The sequence below is a fragment of the Corynebacterium sp. A21 genome (assembly GCF_052266655.1).
In the GTDB taxonomy this organism is placed as follows: Bacteria; Actinomycetota; Actinomycetes; order Mycobacteriales; family Mycobacteriaceae; genus Corynebacterium.
In genome coordinates this window covers 309,648-323,793 of record NZ_JBQPQY010000002.1, presented here as the reverse complement: position 1 = coordinate 323,793, position 14,146 = coordinate 309,648, and the positions used below count along the sequence as shown (strand labels likewise).

General features: G+C 63.7%; 15 protein-coding genes and 1 pseudogene. 7 read left to right on the top strand and 9 right to left on the bottom strand.

Annotated features, from left to right (window positions below):
• Positions 1 to 7 precede the first annotated feature (7 nt).
• A pseudogene (locus tag ACTU46_RS05640) lies at positions 8 to 1,030 on the top strand (LLM class flavin-dependent oxidoreductase).
• A gap of 113 nt (positions 1,031 to 1,143) precedes the next feature.
• On the opposite strand, the gene arfB reads toward ACTU46_RS05640, so the two are convergent.
• The 5 genes from arfB to ACTU46_RS05615 form a co-directional block, all read right to left on the bottom strand.
• Positions 1,144 to 1,584 carry an alternative ribosome rescue aminoacyl-tRNA hydrolase ArfB gene (gene arfB, locus ACTU46_RS05635; RefSeq protein WP_443380216.1) on the bottom strand — a complete coding sequence of 147 codons (441 nt, stop codon included), beginning with the start codon at positions 1,582 to 1,584 and terminating at the stop codon, positions 1,144 to 1,146.
• A 135-nt stretch (positions 1,585 to 1,719) separates the two neighbouring features.
• Positions 1,720 to 2,763 (bottom strand): tocopherol cyclase family protein, encoded by a 1,044-nt coding sequence (locus tag ACTU46_RS05630; RefSeq protein WP_443380214.1) that lies wholly within the window; start codon positions 2,761 to 2,763, stop codon positions 1,720 to 1,722.
• A gap of 102 nt (positions 2,764 to 2,865) precedes the next feature.
• On the bottom strand, positions 2,866 to 3,285 hold the full coding sequence (locus ACTU46_RS05625; protein ID WP_443380212.1) for a hypothetical protein: 420 nt from the start codon (positions 3,283 to 3,285) through the stop codon (positions 2,866 to 2,868).
• Between the two features lie 4 nt (positions 3,286 to 3,289).
• Complete coding sequence (locus tag ACTU46_RS05620) at positions 3,290 to 5,251, bottom strand: hypothetical protein (RefSeq protein ID WP_443380210.1); 1,962 nt, start codon at positions 5,249 to 5,251, stop codon at positions 3,290 to 3,292.
• A 10-nt stretch (positions 5,252 to 5,261) separates the two neighbouring features.
• Positions 5,262 to 6,650, bottom strand: coding sequence for a sigma 54-interacting transcriptional regulator (locus tag ACTU46_RS05615; RefSeq protein ID WP_443380208.1), 1,389 nt, complete (start codon positions 6,648 to 6,650; stop codon positions 5,262 to 5,264).
• A gap of 98 nt (positions 6,651 to 6,748) precedes the next feature.
• Here ACTU46_RS05615 and ACTU46_RS05610 point away from each other — a divergent pair, with 98 nt between their 5' ends.
• On the top strand, positions 6,749 to 7,405 hold the full coding sequence (locus tag ACTU46_RS05610; RefSeq protein ID WP_443380206.1) for a histidine phosphatase family protein: 657 nt from the start codon (positions 6,749 to 6,751) through the stop codon (positions 7,403 to 7,405).
• On the top strand, positions 7,402 to 8,118 hold the full coding sequence (locus ACTU46_RS05605) for an SCO1664 family protein (RefSeq protein ID WP_443380204.1): 717 nt from the start codon (positions 7,402 to 7,404) through the stop codon (positions 8,116 to 8,118). Before ACTU46_RS05610 ends, ACTU46_RS05605 begins: the two co-directional genes overlap by 4 nt.
• A gap of 53 nt (positions 8,119 to 8,171) precedes the next feature.
• Here the strand turns inward: ACTU46_RS05605 and ACTU46_RS05600 are convergent, their stop codons facing one another.
• From ACTU46_RS05600 to ACTU46_RS05590, 3 genes are read right to left on the bottom strand one after another with little or no spacing between them, the layout of a single operon-like run.
• Positions 8,172 to 9,215: an LLM class flavin-dependent oxidoreductase gene (locus tag ACTU46_RS05600; protein ID WP_443380202.1), complete on the bottom strand. Its 1,044-nt coding sequence runs from the start codon at positions 9,213 to 9,215 to the stop codon at positions 8,172 to 8,174.
• 27 nt (positions 9,216 to 9,242) lie between these two features.
• A complete protein-coding gene (locus ACTU46_RS05595; RefSeq protein ID WP_443380200.1) occupies positions 9,243 to 9,908 on the bottom strand; it encodes an NADPH-dependent F420 reductase in 666 nt (221 codons plus the stop codon).
• 39 nt (positions 9,909 to 9,947) lie between these two features.
• A complete protein-coding gene (locus tag ACTU46_RS05590; RefSeq protein WP_443380198.1) occupies positions 9,948 to 11,039 on the bottom strand; it encodes an LLM class flavin-dependent oxidoreductase in 1,092 nt (363 codons plus the stop codon).
• A gap of 34 nt (positions 11,040 to 11,073) precedes the next feature.
• On the opposite strand from ACTU46_RS05590, the gene ACTU46_RS05585 reads away from it, so the two are divergent.
• From ACTU46_RS05585 to ACTU46_RS05575, 3 genes are all read left to right on the top strand, one after another.
• Positions 11,074 to 11,580: a MarR family winged helix-turn-helix transcriptional regulator gene (locus tag ACTU46_RS05585; protein ID WP_443380196.1), complete on the top strand. Its 507-nt coding sequence runs from the start codon at positions 11,074 to 11,076 to the stop codon at positions 11,578 to 11,580.
• 82 nt (positions 11,581 to 11,662) lie between these two features.
• A complete protein-coding gene (locus ACTU46_RS05580; RefSeq protein WP_443380194.1) occupies positions 11,663 to 12,175 on the top strand; it encodes a MarR family winged helix-turn-helix transcriptional regulator in 513 nt (170 codons plus the stop codon).
• 150 nt (positions 12,176 to 12,325) lie between these two features.
• On the top strand, positions 12,326 to 12,481 hold the full coding sequence (locus ACTU46_RS05575; protein ID WP_443380193.1) for a hypothetical protein: 156 nt from the start codon (positions 12,326 to 12,328) through the stop codon (positions 12,479 to 12,481).
• 78 nt (positions 12,482 to 12,559) lie between these two features.
• Here ACTU46_RS05575 and ACTU46_RS05570 read toward each other — a convergent pair whose 3' ends face one another.
• Complete coding sequence (locus ACTU46_RS05570) at positions 12,560 to 13,144, bottom strand: protoglobin domain-containing protein (RefSeq protein WP_443380191.1); 585 nt, start codon at positions 13,142 to 13,144, stop codon at positions 12,560 to 12,562.
• 210 nt (positions 13,145 to 13,354) lie between these two features.
• Here ACTU46_RS05570 and ACTU46_RS05565 point away from each other — a divergent pair, with 210 nt between their 5' ends.
• Complete coding sequence (locus ACTU46_RS05565; RefSeq protein WP_443380189.1) at positions 13,355 to 14,122, top strand: isocitrate lyase/PEP mutase family protein; 768 nt, start codon at positions 13,355 to 13,357, stop codon at positions 14,120 to 14,122.
• The last annotated feature ends 24 nt before the right edge of the window (positions 14,123 to 14,146 follow it).

The following is a 14,146-nucleotide window of genomic DNA, read 5'->3' as shown; positions in this document are numbered from 1 at the left end:
AATTAACGTGCCACTACCGGGCCAACCACTGCGGAGCATGGGTTTCCTGACCATCGGTCACTTTGATCCGGCTGATCCGGCGGCGGGGCATGAGCAGACCTTGGGGATCATCTAGCTGGCTGAGACGTTGGGCTTCGATAGCGTCTGGTTGCGTAACCGCCACTTGCAGCATGGGATTTCTTCTCCGGTGGCGGTGCTGGCTGCGGCCACTCAGCGGACGAAACGGATCAAACTTGGCACAGCTGTTATTCCGCTCGGCCTGGAGAATCCATTCCGGCTGGCAGAAGACCTGGCGACGGTGGATCTGCTTTCCGGTGGTCGGCTTGAACCCGGGGTTTCGGTGGGCACTCCGATGCGCTACCAGGATTTCAAGGAGGCGCTCTACCCGGACAGCCATGAGGTGGAGGACTTCTCCAAGAAGCGGGTGCTGCGCCTGCTCGCGAATCTGCGGGGAGAACCGGTCAGTGAGTTTGAGGGGAATGTGGGGATCGAGCAGTTCTCCCGCATCATCCAGCCGCACGCTGCAGGTCTGGTGGACCGGGTCTGGTACGGCGGGATGTATGAGTCCGCGATCTGGGCGGGCCAGCACGGGCTCAATTTCCTGACGAGTTCGGTGGTGACCACCGAGGGCACTGATTCCCGCGACTTCGCCACGATTCAGGCTGAGCACATCGATGCCTACCGTGCACACCACATCGCCCCGGAACGCGCCAGGGTTTCCCAGGGGCTGGTTGTCATCCCGACTGATTCGGCCACCCCGGAGCAGGTTGAACGCTACCGGGCGTATGCCGCCAGCCGCTTCGAGCGCACGACGTCACCGGTGGGACCCCGGGGGTTGATGTTCGCCCCCGATATTGTCGGTACTTCTGCGGAGATCGCGGAAACCCTCTACGGGCACGCCGGGTTCCAACGGGTCGATGAGGTGGTGTTCGCGCTGCCCTTCACCCTCGCTGAGGAAGACTATCTGCAGATCATCACGGATATGGCGACGCATCTGGGTCCCGCCCTCGGGTGGACACCTGCGGCCTGAGCGGGGCGTCGAAAAGCTTATCGACGCCCGGGCTGCCGCGCCGAGGCCGCGGACTGCGGGTGGCGGGGGAGCTAAAGCGTGTTCGATAAATGCAGCTTCTGCCTGGCGCCTGGCTAATCCCCTTGGGGTCGCCGGCGGTTCCGCTTGATCTCGGCGCGGGCGCGTTTTCCCTCGAGACGGCGACGCTGTGACCCACGGGTGGGTTTGGTGGGCCGTCGCACCACCGGCGGGATCACGGCCTCGCGCAGGAGGGCAGCAAGCCGTTGCCGTGCGGCACTTCTATTTCGCTGCTGGGAGCGATGCTCAGCAGCGGTGATGGTGAGTACGGTGCCGGACAGCCGGGAGCCGAGGTACGCCATGACCCGCTCCCGTTGCCGCTCACTCAGCGCTGTCGTAGTCGCCAGATCAATGCTGAGCTGAACCCGCGAATCGGTGGTGTTCACACCTTGACCGCCCGGGCCGGAGGCATGTGAGAATTGTTCCCGCAACTCATTGGCGGGCACGAATAATCCCTGGGGAGCACCGGGGCCGGGGGTTATTTGCACGCCATTCACCCCCTCAGTGTCCCATAGGTGGGGGCTACCGCAGCACAGCTGGGGAAGGGCGGAACCAAAAGCTTGTCCAGGTCAATGAGTAAGGATCGCATTGACGCCGAGGTGCTGCGGCCTCGGATCGAAGGGGCGCAGGGATTAAGGTTCGAAACCCACGGGTGGTGCCGAGGGGAGTGTCGGATCAAGGCCCCGACGGCGCAGCTCTCCCCGGGCCCGGGCCAATCCACCATGCTCAAGAGCCGCAAGCGAGGTGTGACCGTTCCATACCAGCCGACCGAATCGAGACACCCGGACTTTCAGATCGCCGGCGAGATGTTCGAGGTCGCCCGGTACATTGCGGTGCTCACTCGGCAAGGGGACGGGCAACACAAACGCCTGGTCGAGCGGGGCCGTGGCGGTGATCTCGACGCGCCATCCGAAGCCACGTCCCGACAACTGCCACTGCTCATCGCTCGTGTGGGTGTGTACCGGGCTGAGCACCGGATTTCCGAGCCTGATGACGCGCCCGTCGGGAAGCCGCACGACGAGGGCGGTAACCTCCACCTGCAGTGGACCGTTTCTCACCAGCCCGCCGGCGAAGGCGACGCAGGCTTCAGGTTCGGCGAAACCCTGGGCCTGGCCCCACCACCAGGACTCCGGGAATCCCTCGCGGCCCCAATTCTTTTCCGCATAGACCTGCGCGTCGACGAAGCGCCAGGTCTCGGTGCCCACTGTCGCAGTCCCGGAAGCCTTCCCGCCGAGCAACCACGGGTGCCAGTATTGGTTGAGACCGGGCACCATCTGGAACACACTTGATCCTCCCAGCGACCGGCGCGGCCAGGGGATCAGGTCGTGAAACTCGAGGTCGAGCTGGGCATCGAAACCCAGCTCAACGCGCAGCCGGTGGCTAGTGCCTTCGAATGCGTTGGTTCCGCCTTTGACACCGAGGCCTTCCGGATCGGTCCAGGCTCCGTCGAGAGCGGCAGTGCGGATGAATCCGGTGGGCCAGGCGGCGATGCCGATCGTCGCCCAGGATCCCTGCGGCCCCTGGTTGGCGCCACAGAGCGCGATGAGGACGCGGCCGGTGTCAGGGTCGGTGATGCGCCAGAAGTAACCCTCCATCGCGACTCCGGGGTGCGCACGTCCGGGGTCACTGAAAGGGAGGTCAGCTCCGGTGGAGCGGTACCGCTTCAGGAACCTCATGAGGTCAGTACAGCACAGTTTGGAGCAGCTCGGTAGCACCCAAAATCTGCCGTGGAGAGTGTTGCTGCGGATAACTCATGCTGATTCCACCCCGGCCGAGGATCAACGGAACTGGGTACCACGTTCCGCGGATTCGGGGCTCGAGAAGAGTCGCCGTACCCCGCCACGGGCCAGCATCAGCACGATAATCAGTGCGGTCACCTGGAAGAACCCACCAAGGCGAACGGTGTCCCCGAATGCCAACGCCACCAGTTCAAGCACGAGGAACTTGCTCCCGGGAAGAACGAGAAGAAGAGTGGCGAGGCTGAAGATACGGGCCGTGACGGAGCTCGCTGAGCGGAATCTAGTTATGATCCCTTGCTTTGTCCAGAGCACCACCTCGAGAATGGCTTTCAACAGAACCGCTGTCAGCAGAGCCAGCAGGAACGACTCCGAGATAACCTCCGGGAACAACTGGATGAATGTCCCGAGGACCACCAGGTAGGCCAGAACATCCACCAGATCGATCGGCCGAATGCGCATGTCCCTACCCCCACTCAACCTCGCCAAACCCGGGTTCCCGGTACCGCAGGTATTCACCGACCACCGCCGCCCCCAGATCGTCGAGGTCCGGGGCGGTGACTCTTCCGCCCACCCGGTCCGCGAGCTCACCCAGAAATTTTTGCAGGCCGGGGTTATCGCCCAGCCGGAAGAAGGTGGTGCGGGCACCCCGCCGGGTGATGCGGTCCAGCTGGGTCACGGTTCGCTTGAGGGTTTCGGGATGCGTCGGCCAGTTGAACCAGGCATCACCCTGTTCCCTCAGGTGCGCCGTCGGCTCGCCGTCGGTGACGATCAGCAGCGTCGGTTCCATGCTCGGGTGTCGGGCGAAGAACTTTTCCGCGAGCAGGAGCGCATGGTGGAGGTTGGTGCCCTGCTCCTGGACGGGCGGGAGGGCGGTGAGCTCATCGATGTCCATGTTTCTGGCGAGCCTGCCGAAGCTGATCAGGGCGAACTCATCGCCCCGGAAGCGGGTGGATATCAGGTGGTGGAGAGCCAGTGCGGTGCGTTTCATGGGCACCCAGCGCCCTTCCGCGGCCATGGAGAAGGACGTATCGACCAGCAGCGCCACCGCTGACTGGGTGCGTGCCTCGGTCTCCACGACCTCGACATCCCGGACCTCGATACTTAGTTCTGAGCCTGATGCGGCACTTCGTTGCAGCGCGTTGGTCACCGTCCTGGTCACATCCCAGGGTTGGGTGTCACCGAATTCCCAGGGCCGTGAGGCACCGGTCTGTTCACCGGAGGCACCGGCGAGCTGCGCGTCGCGGGCCCCGCTGCGGGCCGTCAGCTGCTTCGCGGCGTCGTTAAGCAGGGTTTTTCCCAGCCGTCGCATCGCCTGCGGGGAGAGCCGCAGCGAGCCGTCGGCACTGTTTCGCAGCAGTCCGCTCTCGCGCATCGCGCGTTCCAGTTCGGCGAGCACCTGGGCGGACACCGAGGCATCCTCGCCGAGCTGGCGTTTGACGGCGTCGAGATCGATATCGGTGTGTGCCTGGCTGAGTTGCTCGGTCAGGGAATCGAGCTCCGCGAGACTTTGCATCGCACCGGTCCCATCGCCCAGGCCCAGTCCCTGTTCGCCGGAGAAGTCCTCGGAACCGGACCAATCGAGGTCGGGGCGCATGGCCTGCAGGTTTCCAGAGAGCGCGTCCAATTGCTCCATGAGTTCCGGGGATCCGAAGGCCTGCGCGCTCAGTTCCATGAGCTCACGGCGCTGCTCCTCGGTCATGGAATTGAGCATCCGTTGCGCGGCGGCGGAACGCTTCGACAGGGCATCGATGAGCTCGTCGATGTTCTCGGGGTTCTCCGGGAAGTGCTGTCCGTGCTTGGCCATGAACTCGGCGAAGTCTGCTTCCGTGTCCTCACCCCGGCGGTGTGTGGCCAGCAGTGAGTTCAGGTCCGTGAGCATCTCCTTGATCGCCGCACGATCCTCCTCGGTGGCGCCTTCGAGGGCCTGCTTCATGCCGGCGAACCGCTGATCGAGCACCTCCCGGCCGAGGAGATCCTTGATCTGCTCGAACTTCTCCCGCGCTTCGGTGGACTGCCAGTCATAGCTGCCTAGTTCCGATACTGCGGCGGCGGTGGAGGTGGGCAAGTTGGTCAGCTGCAGCTCGCGGAAAGCACGGTCATTGTCGTCCATGGTGATATCGCGGGCGAGCTGTTTACGTTCCGCCAGCACTGCGTCGTCGAGAAGCTTTTTGACCTCGCGCAGGGTGCCATCGAGGTTGTATCGCTGCAGCAATTCCCGGCGCCGCTCGGCGACCTGCCGATTGAGATCGTCAAATCCCTCCCGGCGCAGGTACTCCCGCAAAGCATGCTCGGGGGAGTATCCTGCCATGACGTCCTCAGCGATGGCGTCCAAGGCCTGCGCGAGGTCAACGGGGGGAGCCAGGGGATCCGGCCCTCCGGTATAGCGGCTGTAACGGGAACGGTGTCGCCCGGAACTATTCGGCATAGCGGCCTCCTCAGCCGTAGATGGTCTCGCCCTCGCCGGAATCCTTCGAGATCTTCCGGGCGAGGTAGAGCGCTTCGAAGGCGAGTTCAATCGCACTGGCGCGGGTGCCCTCATCGGTGGCACCGAGCTGGGCGGCGATCTGGTCATAGAGATCGGACTCGCCGAGATCGGGCAGACCCGCGAGGAACTCAGCGGCGGTGACCTGCTCGCCGGTGGTGACCGTGGTGTTACCGTCCAAGGCCTCGACCAGCGGAGCGAAGTCAGTGCCGCGCAGGTGTTCACGTACCGCCGCCGCAGTGGCGGTACGCAGCAGATACCCCAGCACCTCCCACTCGCGGCCCTCCTCGCCGGATTCGAACTCGATCTTGCCGCCGAGCACCTCGACAGCCGCCTCCAGATCAACCAGGCGTGCTACTGCGTGCTCCTCGCCCTGGATGGTGGCGCGGTGCCGGGCCGCCGCCGCGACGGTCTCTGCACCCGCAATGGCGAAGCGCGCTGAGACACCGGCGCGCTGGTTGACCGCCGAAGATTCACGCAGCGTGCGGGTATACCGGGCCAGGATCTCCAGCAGCACCGGTGGCACCTGGGCGACCAGGTTGGCTTCCTGCTCGATGACCGCGATCTCATCCGCCAGCGCGATGGGGTAGTGGGTGCGGATCTCCGCGCCGAAACGGTCCTTGAGCGGGGTGATGATCCGACCGCGGTTGGTGTAATCCTCGGGGTTCGCCGAAGCCACCACTAGTACATCAAGCGGTAGGCGCAGCATATAGCCGCGGATCTGCACATCGCGCTCCTCCATGACATTGAGCATGGAGACCTGGATCCGCTCGGCGAGATCGGGGAGCTCATTGATCGCCACGATGCCGCGGTTGGAACGAGGAATCAGACCGTAGTGAATGGTCTCGGGATCGCCGAGTCGGCGCCCCTCGGCCACCTTCATTGGATCGACATCGCCGATGAGGTCAGCTACCGAGGTATCCGGGGTGGCGAGCTTCTCGGCATAGCGTTCCTCGCGGTGTACCCAGGTGATCGGCAGGCTATCGCCCTGATCCTCGATCCGCCTACGCGTCGCCTCGGTGATGGGGGCGAAGGGGTGCTCACGCAGATCAGAACCCGCGACGGCCGGCATCCATTCATCGAGCAAGGAGGTCATCGCCCGTAGTAGGCGGGTCTTGCCCTGCCCGCGCTCACCGAGCAACACGATGTCATGCCCGGCGATCAAGGCACGCTCAACCTGAGGGATCACGGTGTGCTGGAAGCCGTGGAGGCCCGGCCAGGGGTCCTCGCCGGCAGCCAACATAGCGAGCAGATTCTCGCGGATCTCGGCCCGCAGGGGACGGTGGGTATAACCGGCGGCCCGTAGCTCACCGATCGTGGACTCATTGGGCGGAAGATTCACAACCCCAGGCTAGCCCCAGATCGCACATTGGTCGACCATCCGCTGTGCTCGGCGGTGAACCTGGGCAAGAAGGGGTTGTAGTGAGTAGGATCCGGGCGATGGACACAGACAAGGTTCCCGCACCCTCGACCCTGATCCTCCTGGTACGCCACGGTGTCACCCCCACCACGGGCCAGGTACTGCCCGGCCGCGCGCCGGGCCTTCATCTGAGCGAGGCCGGGGAGAAACAAGCCCGCGAGGTGGCGGAGAGACTCGCTGGTCTGCCACTGGCCGCGATCTATTCCTCACCGATGGAGCGGGCGGTGGAGACCTCCCAGCCCACGGCCGGGCACTTCGGCCTGTCCACGAGCACCTGTGAGGACATCGTGGAATGTGATTTCGGGGAGTGGACCGGGAGGAAACTGGGGGAGCTCGCTAAGTTGCCGGAGTGGCAGGAGGTCCAGAAAACTCCCTCGGCGTTCCGGTTCCCCGGTGGTGAGAGTTTCCCCGAGATGCAGGGCCGTATGGTCCGGGCGCTCGAGGACATCGCCACCCGGCACCGGGGAGAGGTGATCGCCTGTTTCAGCCATGCTGATCCGATCAAGACCGCGATCGCGCATCTTTCCGGCACTCCGCTCGATTCCTTTCAGCGCCTCAGCGCCGATCCCGCTTCCATTTCAGTGGCGGAGTTCACCTCGGACGGCAGGTCCCGGATGTTGGTGACCAACTCAAGGACCGGCCCCCTGCAGTACCTCCGGGAAGTAGCACAGCCGTGACAGTCCCAACCCCGCCGTTCGCCCGGGAACTCAACTTGCTCGCTAACGGCGAGCTGGGCATTGTGGCTCAACTGGTGGAGTCGAGCAATATCGGTTTCGTATTGGAGGCCACCTGCAGTGCGGACTACGGCTGGGCAGTCTACAAACCGGAGCTGGGGGAGGCGCCGCTGCACGACTTCCCACCGGGATTGCACACCCGGGAACGAGCCGCCTTCCTCCTGAGCGAATACCTCGGCTGGCACATCGTGCCGCCGACGGTGATCCGGGAAGATGGGCCATTCGGCATCGGTTCCCTGCAGTGGTTCATCGAGAACAACGGGGAGCATTATTTCCCGCTGCTGGAGACCCGGCCCGATTTGCACGGACAATTCCGTCGCATGGCGGTGTTCGATCTACTCAGCAACAACACCGATCGGAAGTCAGGACACGTGCTTCTCGACGCCGCGGATCACATCTGGGGCATCGACCACGGGCTGTGCTTCAGCCCGGAGCCCAAGCTGCGCACGGTCATCTGGGATTTCGCGGGAGAAGGTATCGAGGAGTCGCTGGTGGCGGCGGTGGAGCCGCTGATGCAGGAGATCCCGGCGGAGATCGCCGTCCTGCTGGGCTCGGCGGAGGTGGCGGCGCTGCAGCGTCGCGCCGCCCGGATCGTGCGCCTTCCGGTGCTGCCGCACCCCAGGTCCCACCGCCAGTATCCCTGGCCGCTGGTGTGAGAGGAAGGCCCCGCGCAGTGGGCCGGAGGTGTGGAGCTGGTGCGGTGTGGCGGCTATTTAGCGGCGAGGAGCCGGGCAACGCGGGGTTTGACCTCGGTGGCCAGCAGGGTGAGGGATTCGATGAAGTGCTCCTGTGGCAGGCCCCCGATGTCCATCTGCAGGAAGTGGCGCGTGTGCGCGAGGTGCTGGTGCAGGTGGACAATGCGTTCGGCGACCTCATCCGGGTCACCGATGTAGTAGGCACCCGGTGCCTCCGCCTGTGCCAGGTAGGCACGTTTATCGGGCGCAGACCAGCCGCGCAGGCGCCCCATCTCCACGTTCAGGTTGTACCAGCCGGGGTAGAAGCGTTCGAGTGCCTCCTTCTTCGTCGGTGCGATCAGGCCCAGCGCCGCAACTGAGACCTTCATGCCCGCCGTGGGATGACCAGCGCGTTCATACTGGGCCCGGTAGAGCTCCGCCAGTGGGGCGAACCGGTGCGGGGCGCCACCGATGATGCCATAGGACACCGGCAGCCCCAGTTGGCCTGCCCGAGCTGAGGACCCGGGGTTACCGCCGGTGGCCAGCCAGATCGGAAGCCGTCCCGTGGTCGGGCGGGGAACCACCGCGAGGTTGTCGATGGCTGGGCGCATCGTCCCTGTCCAGGTGGCGAACTCGTCTTCGTCGCGGTTGAGGCTCATCAAGAGGTCGAGCTTGTCGGCGTAGAGCTGGTCGTAGTCGTCCATGGAGTAGCCGAACAGCGGGAAGGTCTCCACGGACGAGCCGCGGCCGGCGGTGATCTCAACGCGGCCGCCACCGGAGATGGCATCGGCGGTGGTGAACTGCTGGTAGACCCGCACCGGGTCGTCGGTGCTGATGATGCTCGCCGCACTCCCGAGCGTGATGCGGTTGGTGGCTGCCGCGGCCGCCGAGATAATGGCACCCGGTGAGGACGCGGGCATGCTCACGGTGTGGTGCTCGCCGACACCGAAGTAGTCTAGGCCGACCTGGTCGGCGTGGACGATGGCGTCGAAAAGATTCTTGATGGCCTCGGCGGTGGTGCGTTGGGTACCGTCGGGATTGAGCTGGGTGTCGCCGAAGCTGTAGGCGCCGATTTCCATGGGTGTCTCCTGATATCGAGTGGGTGATTAGAGCAGGGAGTGTTCGCTGGCGGCCGCGAGGATGCGGTGCATTTCAGTGCCGGTGTGGGAACCGTTGAAGATGGTCGTGCCGGGCTGGAAGATACGGCCAGCGGCCAGCGAACCAGCATCCACGACGTCATAGCCGAGTCGGTCAATGAATCCGCTGACCAGCTCCTTGGCCTCATCGTGGTCGCTGACTACGGCCAGGGCGCGGCGATCGGCGGCACCTGGTACGCGGTCATCTGCCTCGAGATCGTGGTAGCCGATGTGGTTGAGCGTCTTGACGAGCTTGGATCCGGCGAGGTGGTCCTGGATGACCTCGCTGCTGGTGCGCGCATCATTTTCGAAGTCATCGAGGGCACCATCAGTAGGAGACCAGTAGTTCATCACATCGATCACGGTCTTGCCGGCGAGCATGCCTGGATCAACGGATCGATATTTGGGCAGGGGGACCGCCACAATGACCAGGTCAGCGTCGGCTGCCTCATGGGCATCGACTGCGGTGGCACCGGGGATGACGATCTCGGTGAGCAGGCGGATTTCCTCGGCGGGCTGGGCGGTGGCCACCTTGACCTGGTAGCCGGCCTTCTGGGCCTGGCGGGCGATCGCGGAGCCGACCTTGCCGACGCCGAGAATACCGACGGTGTGGATGGGTTCTACAGGTGCGTTCATTGTTGTACTCCTCTAAAAGGTCGTGCGGTGTTCGTAGTTTTAGCTGGTACCGAGCTCGGCGTCGACAAGTGGTTTCACCCGGGTACCGAGCAGCTCAATCGAGCGCAGAAAATCCTGCTGGGGCAGCTGGCCATAATCCATCTCGAGGATGTGGCGGTGATGTCCCAGCTGATGGTGCAGGGTGACCAGTCGCTCGGCGACCTCCTCCGGATCACCGACGAACAGGGCCCCACCCGGAGCGGTGGCTTTTTCATATCCACCCCGGCTCTTCATCGGGAAACCGCGTTGCCCGGAGATGATGCGCATGCGGTTGGACCAGTACTCCCACCACATCTGACGTGCCCAGTTAGCGTCTTCGCCGATGAAGCCAGGTCCGGAGACCCCGATATTGATGTTTTCCGCTGGGACCTGGGACTGTGCGGCGGCCTGACGATAGAGATCGACATGCGTGGAAAACTTCGCCGGTTCCCCGCCGATGATGCCGTAGACCACCGGTAGGCCGCGCCGGCCAGCCCGTACTGAGGAACCGGGGGTACCACCGGTACCCAACCGCAGGGTCAGTCGGCCATTGTCGGGGCGGGGGACCACGAGGGCATCCTCGAGTGGGGCGCGGGTGGTCCCGCTCCAGGTGACCGATTCCTGCTCATTGATGGCCTGGAGAAGATCGAGACGCTCGAGGAAAAGGTCATCGGTCTGTGTTCTCTCGAACCCGAAGAGCGGGAAGGATTCACCGGAGGAACCCCGGCCCACGGTCACCTCCGCCCGGCCGTGGGAGATGGCATCCAGGGTGGAAAACTGCTGATAGACCCGCACCGGATCCTCGGTGGCCAGAACTGTCACGGAGCTGCCCAGCTTGATGTTCTTGGTGGTTGTGGCGGCTCCCGCCAGCACCACGGACGCCGCTGAGGCCGGCATATCGCGGGTGTGGTGCTCACCGACACCGAAATAGTCCAGACCAACCTCATCGGCCAGTTGGATAGCTTCCAGCAGGTCGCGCATCGCCTGCGCGGTAGACCCTAATTCACCGGTGGCCGGGTCCTGTTGCACGTTGCCGAAGCTGTAGATACCGAGCTCCATGCTCTCCTCCATCTGAAATACGTTGTACCGCAGACCATATTCTAAGAAGATCATCTGTGCAAGAGCGCTCCTGGAGTATGATGTTGATATGACTGACAGTTCTCCCACCATCCGCAACCGTCTCCTGTCTGGCCCGCCCGGGGATCTGGGCTGGCATCTGGGCATGGTTCTGCGTGGTTATCAGGCTCGATTTGAGGAGGCGGTGGAGGGCATGCCGGGCGGGGTGCGTGGCTATCAGGTGCTGTCCACCGTCATCTACCGGAATCCGCCGAACCAGCAGGCGCTGGCGGCCCACCTGGTCATCGACCGCACGGTGATGACCTACCTGCTGGATACCCTGGTGGACGCCGGGGTTGTCGAGCGCATCCCGGACCCTTCGGACCGCAGATCACGCAAGATCATCGCCACCGACCAGGGGCGCGAGATCCTCGCTGACTATGAACAACGCGTGGCCGCTGCAGAAGCTAAGCTGCTCTCCGGACTGGAGGGTGCAGACGTGAGCCTGCTGGATACGATCCTCAGCCGGCTGGCCATGGATGTACACCGTGCCCAGCCTGGATCCAGTCCCTGTGAAGCGATGGATCATCTCCCATGATCAGCCTCCCTGCCACCGCGGCTGGAGGATGGAATTGCCCGGCTGTCTCTGCTGAACGGATGGAATGCCCAGGTCAGCATCAGTGGGGATCCTGATGGAGACGGGCACCTTTGAGGTGGGTGATATCGAGCTCTGGCGGCTCTTCCTCGATTGGAGCCAAGGGGTTCATGCCACGGTCGATCAGGCCCTGACAGCATCGGCAGATCTGAGCGTCTCCGAGTTCGAGCTGATGTCCCGGGTGTGGTCACAGCCCACTCATGAGCTGCCGCAGCATGATCTCACCGTGGACCTGGGATGGTCACGATCCAGATGTTCCCACCTGCTTAATCGTCTGGAGTCCCGGGGGTTTGTGGCCAAGCACGATCTCGGTCAGGGAAAACAGCAGAATGTCCGCTTGACCGATCCGGGACGGCAGCAGCTCGAGAAGGGGCTGCGGGCCCACCGGCAGGCATTCCGGAGTGCCCTCCTGGATCAACTGAGCCCTACCCAGCGCAGCGTTCTCCAAGCGGTGATGGGTGGTTCGGCGAGTTCCGGCCCCTTCTGTACCTCACCGGATAGCGACCGGGATGCACCTTTGATCGGTATCCGTCCCTGAGGTCCCGCCTCGACGGCATCCGGCACGGGGTAGGTCGATGGTGGGTGTTGTTTTTCGGGCCGGCGATTCTAAACTCGGGTCTCATGTCTCGAAAGCTGGCTGCCCGGGAATCGGAGGTGCTCCGCGCGATGCTGGCACACACCAGGGAGCTTGCCGGCCGCCCGGTGGGTGCTCTCGGCAGCTGTGAAGGGTGCTGGTCTCCTGCTTTTCATCGACGGCGGACAGCTGAGCAACCTGGAGCTGTACCCGGTTGAGCAGGATGGTGTCTTCGGGGAGTTCCCACCGGTATCCGGGATGTCCTTCTGAGCCCCAAGGGGCAGCCACTGGCGCAGCTGCCCCTTGGGGCGACGGGAGCCTCGGCAAGGCGATTCAGTGTGGATATGCCTACCAGAGGTCACCCGCATAGGGCCGTGACCACAGCACCAGGGAGACCGTGAGGGCCTTGAACCAGGCGTTGTACATGGCTTCCACATCGTCGCCGGTGGTGGCGCCCTTTTCCAAGAAGCCCCTGATGGTGATGGTCACCGGGACGATGAGCGCAAAGATGTCACTCAGCGGCACGTGCTTCGCCGGTGAATCGACCCCATCGGTCTGATTCTTCTTCGTGCTGTGGTGGCGAAGCGCGATTTCCTCCTGGTAAGCGAGCCATTGAGAATCCATGCCGCGTTGGCACAGGTCAATGACCCACTGCTCGAAACGAGCACGTACCCGGGTCAGATATTCGGGATTCGGCTGGCCGTCTGCTCCTCGGAAGACCGCAACGAGGTGCGGGGTGGAGCCGATGAAGTCGTACCAGGCATCAAGGATGTCAGAGACCTGAGGGGTGAGAATTTCGCCGGCTCGCCGCAGGGCTGCGGCATCGGCATCGCTCCACATCACATCGGTGAGGAGGTTCGCCAGTTTCTCTTCGCTGACGGGGGAGGGCGGAAGTTGTTCCTGGTAGTCGTAGCCTGCTGGGGTGGTGGTCATCGTTGAACCTCACTAGGGGAGTGGCTTCGGAATTCGAGGTGCCGTCATACCGGGGAGCAGAAGATGCAGTGAAGTGGATCACTTTCCAGGCTATCATTCGGGAGCTGGCTTATCAGCCTTCTCGGACTGCCACGGGCCTTTCGGAGCGGCGGAAGTTTCCGGGGAGAGTACGTAGGCTGGGTGCCACACCACAATGACGAGGAGATAGAGATGTCAGATCTAACCACCCTTGCCCGTCAATTTTCCCAGGCCCATGAATCCGGCCGCGTGCTCGTGCTACCTACCGTGTGGGATACCTGGAGTGCCGCTGTTGCCGTGGACGCAGGTTTTGAGGGCCTGACCATCGGTAGCCACCCGGTTGCTGATTCCATCGGCAGCTCCGATGGCGAGAACATGCGCTTTGAGGACTACCTTGTTTCAATCAAGCGCATCACCGGGTCGGTCGAGGTTCCGGTGAGTGCGGATGTGGAATCCGGTTATGGTCTCGCGCCAGCAGAATTGATTGAGAAGCTGCTCGAAGCCGGTGCCGTCGGCGCCAACATCGAGGATGTGGTCCATTCTGAAGGAAAGCGCGTCAGAGAGGGTCAGGAGCACGCCGATTATATTGCTGCCGCCCGTGCGGCCGCAGATTCGGCTGGCGTGGACTTCGTGATCAACGGCCGCACCGATGCGTTGAAGCTGGGCACTGATGTGTTCGCGGATCCGCTGGCGGAGGCGGTGGCACGCATCAAGCTGATGGAGGCTGCCGGTGCCCGCGCGGTGTATCCGGTTGGTTTGGCTAATGCAGATCTGATAACCCGCATGGTTGAAGCGGTGTCGGTGCCGGTGAATGTGACCGCACACCCGGTCACCGGCAATGGCGCCGGGGACCTCGATGCGCTCACGAAGCTCGGGGCGCGGCGCGTGACCTTCGGACCGCTGTGGCAGAAGTGGCTTAGCGAGCAGTCCGCTGCGCCGCTGTCGACCTGGCTGAGCTGAACCGAACTTATCGACGCCGCACCC

What these genes read in the sequence shown, in the direction of transcription:
- ACTU46_RS05595 (WP_443380200.1), bottom strand. Translation starts at nt 9,908, where the DNA reads ATGAACGCACCTGTAGAACCCATCCACACCGTCGGTATTCTCGGCGTC.
- ACTU46_RS05565 (WP_443380189.1), top strand. Translation starts at nt 13,355, where the DNA reads ATGTCAGATCTAACCACCCTTGCCCGTCAATTTTCCCAGGCCCATGAA.
- ACTU46_RS05600 (WP_443380202.1), bottom strand. Translation starts at nt 9,215, where the DNA reads ATGGAAATCGGCGCCTACAGCTTCGGCGACACCCAGCTCAATCCCGAC.
- ACTU46_RS05620 (WP_443380210.1), bottom strand. Translation starts at nt 5,251, where the DNA reads ATGCCGAATAGTTCCGGGCGACACCGTTCCCGTTACAGCCGCTATACC.
- ACTU46_RS05585 (WP_443380196.1), top strand. Translation starts at nt 11,074, where the DNA reads ATGACTGACAGTTCTCCCACCATCCGCAACCGTCTCCTGTCTGGCCCG.
- ACTU46_RS05590 (WP_443380198.1), bottom strand. Translation starts at nt 11,039, where the DNA reads ATGATCTTCTTAGAATATGGTCTGCGGTACAACGTATTTCAGATGGAG.
- ACTU46_RS05625 (WP_443380212.1), bottom strand. Translation starts at nt 3,285, where the DNA reads ATGCGCATTCGGCCGATCGATCTGGTGGATGTTCTGGCCTACCTGGTG.
- ACTU46_RS05630 (WP_443380214.1), bottom strand. Translation starts at nt 2,763, where the DNA reads ATGAGGTTCCTGAAGCGGTACCGCTCCACCGGAGCTGACCTCCCTTTC.
- ACTU46_RS05570 (WP_443380191.1), bottom strand. Translation starts at nt 13,144, where the DNA reads ATGACCACCACCCCAGCAGGCTACGACTACCAGGAACAACTTCCGCCC.
- ACTU46_RS05610 (WP_443380206.1), top strand. Translation starts at nt 6,749, where the DNA reads ATGGACACAGACAAGGTTCCCGCACCCTCGACCCTGATCCTCCTGGTA.